General features: G+C 64.8%; 8 protein-coding genes and 3 rRNA genes. 8 read left to right on the top strand and 3 right to left on the bottom strand.

Annotation, left to right across the window (positions count from 1 at the left end):
- The first annotated feature begins 44 nt into the window (after nucleotides 1-44).
- A complete protein-coding gene (locus OHT51_RS35500; RefSeq protein WP_328882985.1) occupies nucleotides 45-581 on the top strand; it encodes an NUDIX domain-containing protein in 537 nt (178 codons plus the stop codon).
- Here the strand turns inward: OHT51_RS35500 and OHT51_RS35505 are convergent.
- Complete coding sequence (locus OHT51_RS35505) at nucleotides 572-2,950, bottom strand: glycoside hydrolase family 31 protein (RefSeq protein WP_328882986.1); 2,379 nt, start codon at nucleotides 2,948-2,950, stop codon at nucleotides 572-574. The genes OHT51_RS35500 and OHT51_RS35505 overlap by 10 nt on opposite strands.
- Nucleotides 2,951-3,162: 212 nt before the next feature.
- Here OHT51_RS35505 and OHT51_RS35510 point away from each other — a divergent pair, with 212 nt between their 5' ends.
- Entirely contained in the window at nucleotides 3,163-5,130 is a 1,968-nt protein-coding gene (locus OHT51_RS35510) for an acetoacetate--CoA ligase (RefSeq protein WP_328882987.1), read from the top strand.
- Nucleotides 5,131-5,238: 108 nt separating this feature from the next.
- Nucleotides 5,239-6,132, top strand: a complete 894-nt coding sequence (locus OHT51_RS35515) for a hypothetical protein (protein WP_328882988.1) — start codon at nucleotides 5,239-5,241, stop codon at nucleotides 6,130-6,132.
- Between the two features lie 80 nt (nucleotides 6,133-6,212).
- Here OHT51_RS35515 and ptsP read toward each other — a convergent pair whose 3' ends face one another.
- Both ptsP and OHT51_RS35525 read right to left on the bottom strand, forming a co-directional pair.
- On the bottom strand, nucleotides 6,213-7,883 hold the full coding sequence (gene ptsP, locus OHT51_RS35520) for a phosphoenolpyruvate--protein phosphotransferase (RefSeq protein WP_328882989.1): 1,671 nt from the start codon (nucleotides 7,881-7,883) through the stop codon (nucleotides 6,213-6,215).
- Between the two features lie 81 nt (nucleotides 7,884-7,964).
- Nucleotides 7,965-8,414 (bottom strand): PTS sugar transporter subunit IIA, encoded by a 450-nt coding sequence (locus OHT51_RS35525; RefSeq protein WP_328882990.1) that lies wholly within the window; start codon nucleotides 8,412-8,414, stop codon nucleotides 7,965-7,967.
- A 560-nt stretch (nucleotides 8,415-8,974) separates the two neighbouring features.
- Here OHT51_RS35525 and OHT51_RS35530 point away from each other — a divergent pair.
- The 5 genes from OHT51_RS35530 to OHT51_RS35550 all read left to right on the top strand — a co-directional run bounded on the left by OHT51_RS35530 (nucleotide 8,975) and on the right by OHT51_RS35550 (nucleotide 17,456).
- Nucleotides 8,975-10,500: ribosomal RNA gene (locus OHT51_RS35530) — 16S ribosomal RNA — on the top strand.
- Between the two features lie 310 nt (nucleotides 10,501-10,810).
- Nucleotides 10,811-13,928, top strand: a 23S ribosomal RNA gene (locus tag OHT51_RS35535).
- Between the two features lie 85 nt (nucleotides 13,929-14,013).
- A 5S ribosomal RNA gene (rrf, locus tag OHT51_RS35540) occupies nucleotides 14,014-14,130 on the top strand.
- Together the 16S, 23S and 5S rRNA genes form the textbook arrangement of a ribosomal RNA operon.
- A gap of 109 nt (nucleotides 14,131-14,239) precedes the next feature.
- Complete coding sequence (locus tag OHT51_RS35545) at nucleotides 14,240-14,848, top strand: CDP-alcohol phosphatidyltransferase family protein (RefSeq protein ID WP_328882991.1); 609 nt, start codon at nucleotides 14,240-14,242, stop codon at nucleotides 14,846-14,848.
- Between the two features lie 112 nt (nucleotides 14,849-14,960).
- Entirely contained in the window at nucleotides 14,961-17,456 is a 2,496-nt protein-coding gene (locus OHT51_RS35550; RefSeq protein WP_328882992.1) for a mannose-1-phosphate guanyltransferase, read from the top strand.
- Nucleotides 17,457-17,547: the final 91 nt, after the last annotated feature.

The raw sequence follows: 17,547 nt of genomic DNA on the forward strand, positions 1-17,547 counted from the left end.
CCCCCCGGAAGACGCCCTTCCGCTGATCGGATACAGTCCGCCGCGTGTCCGAAACTCAGCACTCTGCCCCCAACTCCGCAGCAGATTCCCGCTGTTCAAGCTGCGGCGCGCCCTACGGAGAGGGCGTCTCCGGCTGGCCCCGCAGCTGCTCTGCGTGCGGCGCCGTGGCCTACCGCAATCCGCTGCCGGTAGCGATCGCGCTCCTGCCCGTGTACGACGAGCAGGGCACCGCCCTGGTCGTCATCACCCGAACCGTCGCCCCCGCGCGCGGAGGCATCGCCCTGCCCGGTGGCTACATCGACGACCGCGAGGACTGGCGGCAGGCAGTCGTCCGCGAACTCAGGGAAGAGACCGGCATCGACGCGGCCGGCCGCGATGTACGTCTCGTCGACGCCATGAGCTCTCCCGACGGTCACCTGCTGCTGTTCGGCCTCCTTCCGGAACGGCCGGCCGACCGACTGCCGACCTCGGCCGCCACGCACGAGACCGAGGGCTGGCACCTCCTGCGAAGGCCGGAGGAGCTCGCCTTCCCGTTGCACACAGTGGCCGTCAGGGCGTTCTTCGAGGGCCGCTACATCTGAGCCGAACCCTCATCGAGCCCTCGTATGAGCACCGGACGGGGGGAGGCGATCATGCCGTCCTCGCGCTCCAGCTCGACGACCAGCTTTCGGCCTTCCCAGCGGGTGACATACCGCTCGATCTCCGGTTCGTCCTCGCCGCCACCCGTGTCCGGCACGACCAGCCCGCCCCCCGTGCGTCCGGGGGCGGGTGCCCATACCTCCAGTTCCAGCCCGCCGTCGTCCCCGCGCACGGGGACGACGGCACCCGAGCGCGCCAGCACCGGGAGCCGCGACATGGGCGCGTCCAGGAGGATCTGCCCCGGCCCCTCGTACGCCCGCCCCGTCGCCGTGTCGTACCAGCGCCCTCGCGGCAGCTGCACCGCACGTCGGTCGGCGCCCGGATCCAGCACCGGCGCCACCAGCAGACAGTCGCCCAGCAGAAACGCATCCTCGCAGTCACGCAACGCGCGGTCCTCCGGTGCCGACCACCACAGCGGACGCACGTACGGCGCTCCTGTCCGCCGGGCCAGATGCGCCAGCGTCACGAAGTAGGGCAGCAGCCTGCGACGCTCGACGAGCGCCACGCGCGCGTGCTCCAGCACCTCGGGACCGAACTCCCACGGCTCCCTGCGTCCCGCCCGCAGACTCGCATGCGTACGGAACAGCGGCAGATAGGCGGCCAGCTGGAACCAGCGCAGATACAGCTCCGGCGACGGACTCCCGTCGAATCCGCCCACGTCCGGCCCCGAATAGGGCACCCCGCACAGCCCGAGACCCATGACCAGCGACAGCGACACCCGCAGCCCGGGCCAGCCTGTGGCCAGATCCCCGGACCACGTGCCTCCGTAGCGCTGCATGCCGGCCCATCCCGAGCGGGAGAAGACGAAAGGCCGCTCCCGGGGCGCCAGTTCGAGCAAGCCCTCGTAGCCGGCCCTGGCCATGCACAGACCGTAGACGTTGTGTGCCTCCCTGTGGTCCCCGCCCCGTCCTTCCAGCGCGTGCCGTGCCGAACGCGGCAGCGTCGACTCTCCGAAGGCCGCGAACGAAGTCGGCTCGTTCATGTCATGCCAGAAGCCCGAGAAACCCTGCCCCACCCGCTCCTCGTAGAGCCCACCCCACCACTTGCGCACGCGCGCGTTCGTGAAGTCCGGGAAGACCGCTTCCCCGGGCCAGACGACTCCCCGCACGAGCTGTCCCGAGGCGTCCCGCACGAACGCGTCCTCGGCCGTCCCGCTGTCGTACACGGCATTGCCGGGCGCGGCTTTGACCGCCGGGTCGACGATGGAAACCAGGCGGATCCCGTCCCGGCGCAAGTCCTCGGCGAGCTGCGGCAGCTTGGGGAAGGCGTCCTGATCGACCGTGAACACCTGGTGCTCGTCGTAGTGGTCGATGTCCAGGTGGACCGCGTCCAAGGGCAGGCCGCGCTCCTGGTAGCCCGAAACGATCCGCCGGACCTCCTGCTCGCTGCCGAAACCCCATCGTGCGTGATGGTGGCCCAGCGCCCATGCCGGCGGCAGAGCGGGTGCACCGGTGAGTGCGGCCCAGGCGCGCAGCACGCGCGCTGGGGTGCCCACCATCACCCAGCAGCGCAGCGGACCGCCGTCCATCCGCATTTCGCACGTCCCCGCCCGGTCGTGCCCTGACCCGGCGCCCTCCTCGCCCTCCCGCAATGTCACCGTGCCGTCCCACGAGGTGTCGTGGAACACCAGGTGCGTGGCCGCGTCGGCAACCACCACCTGCACGGGCATGGTGATGTAGAGAGGGTCGTCACCAGGACCCAACGCATGGCCCGGGTCGGTGTTCCACAGCCGATACGTTCCGTCCTTCAGCCGGGGGCCGGACGCACGCCCCCCGAGCCCGAAGAAGCGCGCGTCCGCGGCCACCTCCGACCGCTGCATCCACCGCGCCGCCCCACCGTCGACGGGCTCCCACCAGCGCGGTGGCAGGTCACGGCGCAGCGTCACGCCACCGGGCGTCTTCACCTCCACGGCGCCGTGCCGTGAGATGACGACCGTGACCCGCTCGGCCACGACCCGCCAGCCACCGTCCTTGTCGGGCTCCAGCACCGCCCGCGGATCCGGTTCCGGACAGCGACCCGCGAGCGCGTACGACGGCTCGGGAGAGACCCCGTCCCAGCCCCAGAACACCGCACCGTTCACGGCCACGGTGACACGCAGCTCGGACCGGCTGAACCGGATGACACCACCGCCCGGACCGGGCAGCACCTCCTGGACCGGCCCAGGCACCCGGGCACGCTCCGCACCCCGCGGCGGCAGTCCCACAGCGTCGGCACGCCTCCTGCGCCACGCCGCTCGCACGGTACGCAACCCCTGGGCCGCTCCCACAGAACCGACCACCTTCATCGAACGCACCAGGTCACGACCGTTCATGCTGCTCAGCCTGCCATCGACCGCCCCACACGCGTGTGTCGTTCAACTTCCGTTCACCCGTGCCGGGACCACATCTTCACGACACGGACTGTGTGGGGCGCACCCTGGTGTAGAAGTCGATCACATGGCATCGTCCGTGTCAGCCGCGTAACGCGCCCAACCCAGCCGTGCGCGGAAGACGCACACGACGCGCACAGTCCGGGAGCCGCCCCATGTCGATCGCGAACCCTCAGCCGCTCTGGCAGCCAGATCCCCAGCGCATCGCCGGGGCTCAGGTCACCAAGTTCCAGGCCTGGGCCGCCGAGCACCACGGCGCCCCCTCCGAGGGCGGCTACGCGGCACTTCACCGCTGGTCGGTCGACGAACTGGACACCTTCTGGAAGGGCGTCACGGAGTGGTTCGACGTCCGCTTCTCCACCCCGTACGCGCGTGTGCTGGGCGACCGCTCGATGCCCGGCGCCCAGTGGTTCCCCGGCGCCACCCTGAACTACGCCGAGCACGCCCTGCGCGCCGCTGAGACCCGCGCCGACAAACCCGCACTCCTGTACGTCGACGAATCCCACGAGCCCCGCCCCGTGACCTGGTCCGAGCTGCGCCGCCAGGTCGGCTCCCTCGCCACCGAGCTGCGCGCCCTCGGCGTGCGCCCCGGCGACCGCGTCAGCGGCTACCTTCCGAACATCCCGGAAGCCGTCGTGGCCCTCCTCGCCACAGCCGCCGTCGGCGGAGTCTGGACCTCCTGCGCCCCGGACTTCGGCGCCCGCAGCGTCCTCGACCGCTTCCAGCAGATCGAACCCGTCGTCCTGTTCACCGTCGACGGCTACCGCTACGGCGGCAAGGAGCACGACCGCCGCGACATCGTCTCCGAGCTTCGCCGTGAACTGCCCACGCTGCGCGCGGTGGTGCACATTCCACTCCTCGGCACAGCGGCCCCCGAAGGTGCGCTCGAGTGGTCGGCCCTCACAGCCGCCGACCAGGAACCCGTCTTCGAGCAGGTGCCCTTCGATCACCCCCTCTGGGTGCTCTACTCCTCCGGCACGACCGGCCTCCCCAAGGCCATCGTCCAGTCCCAGGGCGGCATCCTCGTCGAACACCTCAAACAACTCGGACTGCACTGCGACCTGGGCCCAGAGGACCGTTTCTTCTGGTACACGTCGACGGGCTGGATGATGTGGAACTTCCTCGTCTCCGGCCTCCTCACGGGCACCACGATCGTCCTGTACGACGGCAGCCCGGGCTACCCCGACACGGGCGCCCAATGGCGAGTCGCCGAACGCACTGGAGCCACCCTCTACGGCACCTCCGCCGCGTACGTCATGGCCTGCCGCAAGGCCGGCGTGCACCCCGCGCGCGACTTCGACCTCACCAAGGTCCAGTGCGTCGCCACCACCGGATCACCCCTGCCGCCCGACGGATTCCGCTGGCTGCACGACGAGGTCCGCGACGACCTCTGGATCGCCTCCGTCAGCGGCGGCACGGACGTGTGCTCCTGCTTCGCGGGAGCCGTGCCCACCGTGCCCGTGTACGTCGGTGAACTCCAGGCCCCCGGCCTCGGCACCGACCTGCAGTCCTGGGACCCGAGCGGCGAACCCCTCATCGACGAGGTGGGCGAACTCGTGGTGACCAACCCCATGCCGTCCATGCCGATCCACTTCTGGAACGACGACGACGGCAGGCGGTACCACGACAGCTACTTCGACACCTATCCCGGCGTATGGCGCCACGGCGACTGGATCACGCTCACCTCACGAGGCTCCGTCGTCATCCACGGCCGCTCCGACTCCACACTCAACCGCCAGGGCGTCCGCATGGGGTCGGCCGACATCTACGAAGCGGTCGAACGCCTCCCCGAGATCAAGGAATCCCTTGTCATCGGCATCGAACAGCCCGACGGCGGCTACTGGATGCCCTTGTTCGTTCACCTGGCCCCCGGAGCCGTGCTCGACGAAGCGCTCCTGAGCCGCATCAAGCAGACCATCCGCGAACAACTCTCACCGCGACACGTCCCCGACGAGGTCATCGAAGTCCCCGGCGTCCCCCACACCCTCACCGGCAAGCGCATCGAGGTCCCGGTCAAGCGCCTTCTCCAAGGCACACCCCTGGAGCGAGCGGTCAACCCCGGCTCCATCGACAACCTCGACCTCCTGCACTTCTACGAGGAACTGGCCCGCAAGCGCGCCTGACCGACACCCGGCCTCGGACTCGTCGAACCACGGCGAGCCGGGGCCGTTGTCAGTGCTGCCGGTTACTGTGAGTGAGCATTGATCGACTGTGCACACACAGGGGGAAATATGGCACACACCGACCACCAGACGATGCGACGCGTCCTGCGCCGCGAAATCGCCGGCACGATCGGCCTGCTCACCGACGAGCACGACTTCCGTGCCATGCGGCACTACCGCAGCTTCACCTTCGACGACCACAAGATCTATCTGCAACAGGTGGAGGCCCTCCTCAGGACTCGGGCCTCCCAAGGCAGCCATACGACGATTGCCCTCTTCGATCCGCAGGAGTACGCCGAGTTCTGCGCGGAGACGGGCCTCGACCCCGACAACGCGGCGAGCCGCACACGCTTCACAGCCGAACTCGCGGCCACGGGACCCACCGTCCCCTACCACGGGCAGCCCCTCGCAGACCTCGTCCCGGCCCTCGTCGACGAAGCCGTCCGACAAGCCACGTGGGAGTACGCCTGCACACTCCTGGCACGCCTCGGCGCCTGCGCCACCTGCGGCGAGGACATCGGCCGTTCGGCCTTCGTGCGCGCCTCGAGCCTGCTCGTACGCATCCTCGCCACGGCCCAGCCGGGCAGCCGGCACCTCGTCTGCAGCGTCACGGGGACCCCGGAAGCACTCGTCTCCGTCCTGCACGCCGACGAAGGCACCGAGGGCGCCACGCACCTCGACGAGGCCGAAGCCCTGGAGTTCACCACGGTCCTCGCCGTCGGCCTCGCCACCCGGAGCCCCGGTGGACTCGTCATGCGGACCAGCGCCCCGGGCACGTCCGACCGCATCTACGGATGGCGCCTGCGCGGAGACGGTCTGGAACCCCTCACCGCCGGCGAGGTCTTCGACGCCTACTGCACCGACATCGAATCCGGAGACCTCATCTCCCCGGAATCCGGCGTCGACTACTGCGTGCCACCGGACCTCGGCAACGAGGAAGCACCACCGGGACACCACCACTGAAGCGGATGGGGCGCCCCACCAACCGGTGGAGCGCCCCATCACAACGGGCCTGCAGCCATCGCGCAGAGGTCCTGCTCCGACTACTCGCCGGACAGCACCGCCTGAGCGGCGTTGCGTGCCTCCTCGGCGCTGTCCGCGGCCCGCGCGGCCGCAGCGGCACGCTCACACTGCGCCAGCGTGTACTTCGCCAGCGTCGCCCGGACATATGGAATCGACGCAGAACCCATGGACAGGGAGGTGACACCCAGACCGGTCAGCACACACGCCAGCAGCGGGTCGGACGCGGCCTCACCACAGACGCCACAGCTCTTGCCCTCAGCCTTCGCCGCCTCCGCGGACAGTGCGACCAGGTCGAGCAGCGCGGGCTGCCACGGATCCTGCAGGCGGGACACCGCACCCACCTGACGGTCAGCGGCGAAGGTGTACTGCGCGAGGTCGTTCGTCCCCAGCGACAGGAACTCGACCTCCTGCAGGATCGAACGGGCCCGCAGCGCGGCCGACGGAATCTCCACCATCGCACCGAACTTCGCCTGCAGCCCGGCCGCACGGCACGCGTCCGCGAACGCCTTCGCGTCGGTCCGGTCCGCCACCATCGGGGCCATGACCTCGAGGTAGACCGGCAGTCCCTCGGACGCCTTCGCCAGGGCCGTCAGCTGAGTGCGCAGCACGTCGGGGTGGTCCAGCAACGTCCGCAACCCCCGCACACCCAGCGCCGGGTTCGGCTCATCGGCCGGCGTCAGGAAGTCCAGCGGCTTGTCAGCGCCGGCGTCCAGAACACGTACGACGACACGACCCTCGGGGAAGGCCTCGAGGACCTGCCGGTAGGCCTCGACCTGCTTCTCCTCCGACGGTGCCTTCTTGCTGTCGTCGAGGAAGAGGAACTCGGTCCGGAACAGACCCACACCCTCGGCACCCGCTTCGACAGCGGCCGGAACGTCGGACGGTCCGCCGACGTTGGCCAGCAGCGGCACCTTGTGGCCGTCGGCCGTGGCGCCCGGCCCCGTAGACGCGGCGAGGGCGGCCTTGCGTGCGGCAGCAGCTCCCTCCAGCTCCGCCTTCTTCTCGTCGCTCGGGTGCACGAAGACATCGCCCGTGCTGCCGTCCACAGCTACGACCGTACCCTCGGCGAGCTCACCGGCACCCGGCAGCGCGACCACGGCCGGCACACCGAGCGCCCTCGCCAGAATCGCGCTGTGGCTGGTAGGCCCACCCTCCTCGGTGACAAAACCGAGGACCAGCGCCGGGTCCAGCAGCGCCGTGTCGGCCGGCGCGAGATCGCGGGCGACAAGGACATAGGGCTCGTCACTGTCCGGGACACCAGGCATCGGAACCCCGAGCAAACGAGCGACGATACGATTCCGCACGTCATCGAGGTCGGCCACCCGGCCGGCAAGGTATTCACCGGCACCGGCCAGCAGCTCCCGGTATGCGGCGAAGGCGTCGTACACGGCACGCTCGGCCGTGCTGCCCACGGCGATACGCCGGTCCACGTCCGCCATCAGCTCGGGGTCCTGGGCCATCATGGCCTGAGCCTCGAGCACAGCCTGCGCTTCGCCCCCCGCCAGATTGCCGCGCGCCATCAGGTCGGCTGCCACAGCCTCGACGGCCTGGCGGGCGCGCCCCTGTTCGCGCCCCGCGTCCTCGGCCGGAATCTGCTTGGCAGGCGGCTCGAGGACCGCCGTTCCCATGTGCCGAACCTCGCCGATCGCCACACCGTGGCTCACGCCGACGCCTCGCAGCGTTGTCTCCATCTCACCGTCTCCGCTAGTGCGGCGGGCCAAGCCGCCGCAGTGGTTGTCGTCCCTACGTGCCGCCATGCGACGGCACCGAAGTCACTTCCAGACGAAGAGACTGTCGCCGGCCTTCACGTCGCCGCTGTCACGCAGCTCAGAGAGAGCCTCCGCCGTTGCCTCTAGGGCCACGACCGGGCACACCGGAGACTTGCCGGCTGCCTCGACGGCCGAGGGGTCCCATCGGACGATGCTCTGGCCGCGCGTCACGGTGTCGCCCTTGTTCACAAGCAACTCGAAGCCCTCGCCGTTGAGCTGCACCGTGTCGATGCCGAGGTGGGTGAGGACACCGTGGCCCTGCTCGTCGACGACGACGAAGGCGTGCGGATGGAGAGAGACGATGACTCCGTCCACGGGGGACACGGCCTCGGACGGTTCACGCACCGGGTCGATCGCTGTGCCCGGGCCGACCATGGCCCCGGAGAAGACCGGATCCGGCACGGACGCCAGTCCAACGGCGCGTCCTGCCAATGGGGACGTCACGGTGGTCATGGGAAGCCTCCCAGGGGTGGAGATCGGTATGGCCGTCGCTGCCTGTGCGGGACGGCACACTGTTCAGCAGCGTATGTCACATGAAGTGCCGGTTCCGCGCGAGCAGACCGGAGTGGTCTAGACCATACCTCATATCGATTTGCACCCGCTCCGTGACCGCGTGTACTGTCTTACTCCTGCTTGGGGCTGAGCGACGCGACTACGCAACCTCGCCTGGCAGAAACAAACTTGTCAGATCCTATCTCGGGGTCACCTTCTGCGTGCTCGCAGGACGGTGGTCAGGGGGCCGGAAAAACCCTGATAGAGTTTGGAAACACCGAAGGGAAGCGCCCGGAGGAAAGCCCGAGAGGGTGAGTACAAAGGAAGCGTCCGTTCCTTGAGAACTCAACAGCGTGCCAAAAATCAACGCCAGATATGTTGATACCCCGTCTGCCGGAAACATTAGTTCCCGGTGGCGAGGTTCCTTTGAAATAAACACAGCGAGGACGCTGTGAACGGCCGGGCTTATTCCGCCTGGCTGTTCCGCTCTCGTGATGTGTCGTCCCGATTACGGGAAAACATTCACGGAGAGTTTGATCCTGGCTCAGGACGAACGCTGGCGGCGTGCTTAACACATGCAAGTCGAACGATGAACCACTTCGGTGGGGATTAGTGGCGAACGGGTGAGTAACACGTGGGCAATCTGCCCTTCACTCTGGGACAAGCCCTGGAAACGGGGTCTAATACCGGATACCACCTTCACTGGCATCTGTGAAGGTTGAAAGCTCCGGCGGTGAAGGATGAGCCCGCGGCCTATCAGCTTGTTGGTGAGGTAATGGCTCACCAAGGCGACGACGGGTAGCCGGCCTGAGAGGGCGACCGGCCACACTGGGACTGAGACACGGCCCAGACTCCTACGGGAGGCAGCAGTGGGGAATATTGCACAATGGGCGAAAGCCTGATGCAGCGACGCCGCGTGAGGGATGACGGCCTTCGGGTTGTAAACCTCTTTCAGCAGGGAAGAAGCGAAAGTGACGGTACCTGCAGAAGAAGCGCCGGCTAACTACGTGCCAGCAGCCGCGGTAATACGTAGGGCGCAAGCGTTGTCCGGAATTATTGGGCGTAAAGAGCTCGTAGGCGGCTTGTCACGTCGGGTGTGAAAGCCCGGGGCTTAACCCCGGGTCTGCATTCGATACGGGCTAGCTAGAGTGTGGTAGGGGAGATCGGAATTCCTGGTGTAGCGGTGAAATGCGCAGATATCAGGAGGAACACCGGTGGCGAAGGCGGATCTCTGGGCCATTACTGACGCTGAGGAGCGAAAGCGTGGGGAGCGAACAGGATTAGATACCCTGGTAGTCCACGCCGTAAACGGTGGGAACTAGGTGTTGGCGACATTCCACGTCGTCGGTGCCGCAGCTAACGCATTAAGTTCCCCGCCTGGGGAGTACGGCCGCAAGGCTAAAACTCAAAGGAATTGACGGGGGCCCGCACAAGCAGCGGAGCATGTGGCTTAATTCGACGCAACGCGAAGAACCTTACCAAGGCTTGACATACACCGGAAAGCATTAGAGATAGTGCCCCCCTTGTGGTCGGTGTACAGGTGGTGCATGGCTGTCGTCAGCTCGTGTCGTGAGATGTTGGGTTAAGTCCCGCAACGAGCGCAACCCTTGTTCTGTGTTGCCAGCATGCCCTTCGGGGTGATGGGGACTCACAGGAGACCGCCGGGGTCAACTCGGAGGAAGGTGGGGACGACGTCAAGTCATCATGCCCCTTATGTCTTGGGCTGCACACGTGCTACAATGGCAGGTACAATGAGCTGCGATACCGTGAGGTGGAGCGAATCTCAAAAAGCCTGTCTCAGTTCGGATTGGGGTCTGCAACTCGACCCCATGAAGTCGGAGTTGCTAGTAATCGCAGATCAGCATTGCTGCGGTGAATACGTTCCCGGGCCTTGTACACACCGCCCGTCACGTCACGAAAGTCGGTAACACCCGAAGCCGGTGGCCCAACCCCTTGTGGGAGGGAGCTGTCGAAGGTGGGACTGGCGATTGGGACGAAGTCGTAACAAGGTAGCCGTACCGGAAGGTGCGGCTGGATCACCTCCTTTCTAAGGAGCACTTCTAAGCCGGGCTTGCCCGGTTCAGAGGCCACTACGCAGGCAAACGTTCTGCGGTGGTTGCTCATGGGTGGAACGTTGATTATTCGGCACACTTGATCGTCTTCTCCTTCTAGTACTGCTCTTCGGAGCGTGGAACGTTGAGGGAAGCGGGGAGTGTGTCGGGCACGCTGTTGGGTGTCTGAAGTAACGGCCGCAAGGTTGTGCTTCGGTTGCCGGCGCCGGTGTAGCACCACAGTGGTGGTGTGTGACGGTGTACTGGTCGTTGTTTGAGAACTGCACAGTGGACGCGAGCATCTGTGGCCAAGTTTTTAAGGGCGCACGGTGGATGCCTTGGCACCAGGAACCGATGAAGGACGTGGGAGGCCACGATAGTCCCCGGGGAGTCGTCAACCAGGCTTTGATCCGGGGGTTTCCGAATGGGGAAACCCGGCAGTCGTCATGGGCTGTCACCCTTGCCTGAACACATAGGGCAAGTGGAGGGAACGCGGGGAAGTGAAACATCTCAGTACCCGCAGGAAGAGAAAACAACCGTGATTCCGGGAGTAGTGGCGAGCGAAACTGGATGAGGCTAAACCGTATACGTGTGAGACCCGGCAGGGGTTGCGTATACGGGGTTGTGGGATCTCTCTTTCACAGTCTGCCGGCTGTGAGACGAGTCAGAAACCGTTGATGTAGGCGAAGGACATGCGAAAGGTCCGGCGTAGAGGGTAAGACCCCCGTAGTCGAAACATCAGCGGCTCGTTTGAGAGACACCCAAGTAGCACGGGGCCCGAGAAATCCCGTGTGAATCTGGCGGGACCACCCGCTAAGCCTAAATATTCCCTGGTGACCGATAGCGGATAGTACCGTGAGGGAATGGTGAAAAGTACCCCGGGAGGGGAGTGAAATAGTACCTGAAACCGTGTGCCTACAAGCCGTGGGAGCGTCGGATACAGCTTGCTGTATCTCGTGACTGCGTGCCTTTTGAAGAATGAGCCTGCGAGTTTGCGGTGTGTTGCGAGGTTAACCCGTGTGGGGAAGCCGTAGCGAAAGCGAGTCCGAATAGGGCGATTTAGTAGCGCGCTCAAGACCCGAAGCGGAGTGATCTAGCCATGGGCAGGTTGAAGCGGAGGTAAGACTTCGTGGAGGACCGAACCCACCAGGGTTGAAAACCTGGGGGATGACCTGTGGTTAGGGGTGAAAGGCCAATCAAACTCCGTGATAGCTGGTTCTCCCCGAAATGCATTTAGGTGCAGCGTCGTGTGTTTCTTGCCGGAGGTAGAGCACTGGATAGGCGATGGGCCCTACCGGGTTACTGACCTTAGCCAAACTCCGAATGCCGGTAAGTGAGAGCGCGGCAGTGAGACTGTGGGGGATAAGCTCCATGGTCGAGAGGGAAACAGCCCAGAGCATCGACTAAGGCCCCTAAGCGTACGCTAAGTGGGAAAGGATGTGGAGTCGCAGAGACAACCAGGAGGTTGGCTTAGAAGCAGCCACCCTTGAAAGAGTGCGTAATAGCTCACTGGTCTAGTGATTCCGCGCCGACAATGTAGCGGGGCTCAAGCGTACCGCCGAAGTCGTGTCATTGCAGCAATACGCCCAACGGCGGCTGTGATGGGTAGGGGAGCGTCGTGTGCCGGGTGAAGCCGCGCCGGAAGGCAGTGGTGGACGGTTCACGAGTGAGAATGCAGGCATGAGTAGCGATTCACACGTGAGAAACGTGTGCGCCGATTGACTAAGGGTTCCTGGGTCAAGCTGATCTGCCCAGGGTAAGTCGGGACCTAAGGCGAGGCCGACAGGCGTAGTCGATGGATAACCGGTTGATATTCCGGTACCCGCTGTGAAGCGTCAAACATTGAACCAGGCGATGCTAAGTCCGTGAAGCCGCCCTGGAGCCTTCGGGCAAAGGGGAGTGGTGGAGCCGACGGACCAGACCTGTAGTAGGTGAGTGATGGGGTGACGCAGGAAGGTAGTCCAGCCCGGGCGGTGGTTGTCCCGGGGTAAGGGTGTAGGCCGTGATCCAGGCAAATCCGGATCACATGAGGCTGAGACCTGATGCCGAGCCGATTGTGGTGAAGTGGATGATCCTATGCTGTCGAGAAAAGCCTCTAGCGAGTTTCATGGCGGCCCGTACCCTAAACCGACTCAGGTGGTCAGGTAGAGAATACCGAGGCGTTCGGGTGAACTATGGTTAAGGAACTCGGCAAAATGCCCCCGTAACTTCGGGAGAAGGGGGGCCATCACTGGTGAGGGAACGTGCTTCCTGAGCTGGGGGTGGCCGCAGAGACCAGCGAGAAGCGACTGTTTACTAAAAACACAGGTCCGTGCGAAGCCGTAAGGCGATGTATACGGACTGACGCCTGCCCGGTGCTGGAACGTTAAGGGGACCGGTTAGTCACAATTCGTTGTGGCGAAGCTGAGAACTTAAGCGCCAGTAAACGGCGGTGGTAACTATAACCATCCTAAGGTAGCGAAATTCCTTGTCGGGTAAGTTCCGACCTGCACGAATGGCGTAACGACTTCTCGACTGTCTCAACCATAGGCCCGGTGAAATTGCACTACGAGTAAAGATGCTCGTTTCGCGCAGCAGGACGGAAAGACCCCGGGACCTTTACTACAGTTTGATATTGGTGTTCGGTTCGGCTTGTGTAGGATAGGTGGGAGACTGTGAACTCTGGACGCCAGTTCAGGGGGAGTCGTCGTTGAAATACCACTCTGGTCGTGCTGGATGTCTAACCTGGGTCCGTGATCCGGATCAGGGACAGTGTCTGATGGGTAGTTTAACTGGGGCGGTTGCCTCCTAAAGAGTAACGGAGGCGCCCAAAGGTTCCCTCAGCCTGGTTGGCAATCAGGTGTTGAGTGTAAGTGCACAAGGGAGCTTGACTGTGAGACCGACGGGTCGAGCAGGGACGAAAGTCGGGACTAGTGATCCGGCGGTGGCTTGTGGAAGCGCCGTCGCTCAACGGATAAAAGGTACCCCGGGGATAACAGGCTGATCTTCCCCAAGAGTCCATATCGACGGGATGGTTTGGCACCTCGATGTCGGCTCGTCGCATCCTGGGGCTGGAGTCGGTCCCAAGGGTTGGGCTGTTCGCCCATTAAAGCGGTACGCGAGCTGGGTTTAGAACGTCGTGAGACAGTTCGGTCCCTATCCGCTGCGCGCGTAGGAATATTGAGAAGGGCTGTCCCTAGTACGAGAGGACCGGGACGGACGAACCTCTGGTGTGCCAGTTGTTCTGCCAAGGGCATGGCTGGTTGGCTACGTTCGGGAGGGATAACCGCTGAAAGCATCTAAGCGGGAAGCCTGCTTCGAGATGAGTATTCCCACCCACTTGATGGGGTAAGGCTCCCAGTAGACGACTGGGTTGATAGGCCGGATCTGGAAGCACGGTAACGTGTGGAGGTGACCGGTACTAATAGGCCGAGGGCTTGTCCATAGATGCTCGCGTCCACTGTGTTGGTTCTGAAACCACGAACAGCCCCGTATGGCCACATGCGGTGCGGCTGACAGTTTCATAGTGTTTCGGTGGTTATAGCGTGAGGGAAACGCCCGGTTACATTCCGAACCCGGAAGCTAAGCCTTACAGCGCCGATGGTACTGCAGGGGGGACCCTGTGGGAGAGTAGGACGCCGCCGAACTCCTTTTAGAGCTCTGGCTCTTGGGCATACAGCCCGAGGGCCAGAGCTTTTTTGCGTTGAGGTAGGGTCAGGGGGCATCGTAGGTACGTTTCCCACAGGAGGCCCTCGGGTGGAGGTCCAGGAGACTCGCGTCCAGACGGATCGAGTGCTCACCATCCCCAACATCCTCAGCATGGCGCGGCTCCTTGGTGTGCCGCTGTTCCTGTGGCTGATTCTCAGGCCTGAGTTCGGTGGGCCCAAGAGTGACGGCTGGGCACTACTGGTGCTGGCTCTGAGTGGCGTCAGTGACTACCTGGACGGCAAGCTTGCGCGGCGCTGGAACCAGATCAGCAGCCTGGGCCGGCTTCTCGACCCTGCGGCCGACCGGCTCTACATTCTCTCGACTTTGGTCGGCCTCACCTGGCGCGAGATTCTGCCGGTCTGGTTGACCGCTGCACTTTTGGCGCGTGAGCTGGTTCTGCTGGTGATGGTGGGCATCCTCAGACGCCATGGCTATCCGCCACCTCAGGTGAACTTCCTTGGGAAGGCTGCCACGTTCAACCTGATGTACGCCTTCCCGTTGCTGCTGCTCAGCGACGGAAGCGGATGGATCCCGTCACTCGCTGCTATTTTCGGATGGGCGTTCGCCGGATGGGGTACAACCCTGTACTGGTGGGCAGGAGTCCTCTACGTGGTACAAGTCCGCCGCCTGGTCCGTGCGGACGCCATGGCCGATTGAGCTCGCGGATTGGAGCGCCCGGCGCTCGATGGCCCGCGGCGGAAAAGTGCGGGACAATCTGGACGGGTGAAGTCGGCTAGACAGTCGTCTCTTCGAGGAGGACGCTTCCGACATGAAGGCCGTCGTGATGGCCGGGGGCGAAGGCACACGCCTTCGTCCCATGACCTCAAGCATGCCCAAGCCGCTCCTGCCGGTGGCCAACCGGCCGATCATGGAGCACGTTCTGCGGCTGCTCAAAAGGCATGGGCTGAATGAAACCGTCGTGACAGTTCAATTTCTGGCCTCTCTGGTCAAGAACTACTTCGGTGACGGTGAAGAGCTCGGAATGGAGCTCACCTATGCCAATGAGGAGAAGCCACTCGGTACCGCTGGAAGCGTCAAGAACGCCGAAGAGGCGTTGAAGGACGATGCTTTCCTCGTCATCTCCGGTGATGCCCTGACCGACTTCGACCTCACCGAACTGATCAACTTCCACAAGGAAAAGGGTGCCCTCGTCACGGTCTGTCTGACGCGAGTGCCCAATCCACTGGAATTCGGCATCACGATCGTCGACGAGGAAGGCAAGGTCGAACGCTTCCTCGAGAAGCCGACCTGGGGTCAGGTTTTCTCGGACACGGTGAACACCGGCATCTATGTCATGGAGCCCGAGGTCTTCGACTATGTCGAGGCCGACGTCCCCGTGGACTGGTCCGGCGATGTCTTCCCGCAGCTCATGAAGGAAGGCAAGCCGATCTATGGCTATATCGCGGAGGGGTACTGGGAGGACGTCGGCACCCACGAGAGTTATGTGAAGGCGCAGGCCGACGTCCTGGAGGGCAAGGTCGACGTCGAGCTCGACGGCTTCGAGATCTCCCCGGGTGTCTGGGTGGCCGAAGGCGCCGAGGTACATCCTGATGCCGTGCTTCGTGGGCCCCTGTATATCGGGGACTACGCCAAGGTCGAGGCCGGTGTGGAAATCCGTGAGCACACCGTCGTCGGCTCGAACGTGGTCGTGAAGAGCGGAGCCTTTCTTCACAAGGCTGTGGTGCACGACAACGTGTACATCGGGCAGCACAGCAATCTGCGTGGGTGCGTCGTCGGGAAGAACACCGACATCATGCGGGCGGCCCGGATCGAGGACGGCGCGGTCATCGGTGACGAGTGCCTGATCGGTGAAGAATCGATCGTCCAGGGCAATGTGCGCGTCTATCCGTTCAAGACCATCGAGGCCGGCGCCTTCGTCAACACCTCGGTGATCTGGGAGTCGAGGGGCCAGGCGCATCTGTTCGGTGCCCGTGGCGTCTCCGGAATCCTGAACGTGGAGATCACGCCCGAGCTAGCCGTGCGACTCGCCGGTGCGTACGCGACGACCCTGAAGAAGGGGTCCACCGTCACCACGGCTCGCGACCACTCCCGCGGTGCCCGTGCGCTCAAGCGGGCGGTCATCTCGGCGCTGCAGGCCAGCGCCATCGACGTACGGGACTTGGAGAATGTACCGCTGCCCGTGGCGCGGCAGCAGACTGCGCGGGGCAGTGCCGGCGGGATCATGATCCGTACGACGCCCGGTGTGCCGGATTCTGTGGACATCATGTTCTTCGACGGCCGGGGTGCCGATCTGTCGCAGGCCAGTCAGCGCAAACTGGACAGGGTCTTCGCGCGGCAGGAGTACCGGCGCGCATTCCCCGGAGAGATCGGGGACCTGCATTTCCCGGCCAGTGTCTTCGACTCGTACACCGGGTCGTTGCTGCGGAATGTCGATACGACGGGGATTTCGGAGTCGGGGCTCAAGGTCGTCGTCGACGCGTCGAACGGCAGCGCGGGGCTCGTGCTGCCCAGCCTGCTCGGCAAGCTCGGTGTGGACTCGCTGACGATCAACCCCGGTCTCGACGAGTCGAGGCCCACGGAGTCGGCGGATACGCGGCGGTCGGGGCTGGTGCGGCTGGGAGAGATCGTGGCGTCCGCGCGGGCCGCGTTCGGGGTGCGGTTCGACCCGGTCGGTGAGCGGCTGTCGCTGGTGGACGAGAAGGGGCGGATCGTCGAGGACGACAGGGCTCTGCTCGTCATGCTCGACCTGGTGGCCGCGGAGCGGCGCAGCGGGCGTGTGGCGCTGCCGGTGACCACGACGAGGATCGCCGAGCAGGTGGCGGCATACCACGGAACGCAGGTGGAATGGACGACGACATCGCCGGACGACCTGACCCGGGTCGGTCGCGACGACACGACGATCTTCGGCGGCGACGGTAGGGGCGGGTTCATCGTCCCCGAGTTCAGCAGTGTCTTCGACGGTACGGCGGCCTTCGTACGGCTGATCGGTCTGGTGGCGCGGACGCAGCTCACGCTCAGCCAGATCGACGCGCGGATTCCGCGGGCCCATGTCATCAAGCGGGATCTTGCGACTCCCTGGGCCGTCAAGGGGCTCGTGATGCGGCGGGTCGTGGAGGAGGCCGGAGATCGCTTTGTCGACACGACCGATGGTGTGCGGGTCGTGGAGACGGACGGGCGCTGGGTGATGGTGTTGCCCGACCCGGCCGAGGCGGTCACCCATCTGTGGGCGGAAGGCCCGGACGACGCCTCCGCGCAGGCTCTGCTCGACGAATGGGCGGCGGTCGTGGACAGCGCCGGCCGCTGACGTACGTACCACGTGCGTGTGCCGGACAGGCAGCCCCCAAGGGGCCTGTCCGGCACGCCGGTGGGGCCATTCGGAGGTATCGGCGGCGACG

The organism is Streptomyces sp. NBC_00299 (assembly GCF_036173045.1).
Classification (GTDB): Bacteria; Actinomycetota; Actinomycetes; order Streptomycetales; family Streptomycetaceae; genus Streptomyces; species Streptomyces machairae.

Bases quoted from the DNA above. Each gene is read 5' to 3' on its own strand.
- OHT51_RS35525 (WP_328882990.1), bottom strand. From the start codon at position 8,414: ATGACCACCGTGACGTCCCCATTGGCAGGACGCGCCGTTGGACTGGCG.
- OHT51_RS35515 (WP_328882988.1), top strand. From the start codon at position 5,239: ATGGCACACACCGACCACCAGACGATGCGACGCGTCCTGCGCCGCGAA.
- OHT51_RS35505 (WP_328882986.1), bottom strand. From the start codon at position 2,950: ATGAACGGTCGTGACCTGGTGCGTTCGATGAAGGTGGTCGGTTCTGTG.
- OHT51_RS35550 (WP_328882992.1), top strand. From the start codon at position 14,961: ATGAAGGCCGTCGTGATGGCCGGGGGCGAAGGCACACGCCTTCGTCCC.
- OHT51_RS35510 (WP_328882987.1), top strand. From the start codon at position 3,163: ATGTCGATCGCGAACCCTCAGCCGCTCTGGCAGCCAGATCCCCAGCGC.
- ptsP (WP_328882989.1), bottom strand. From the start codon at position 7,883: ATGGAGACAACGCTGCGAGGCGTCGGCGTGAGCCACGGTGTGGCGATC.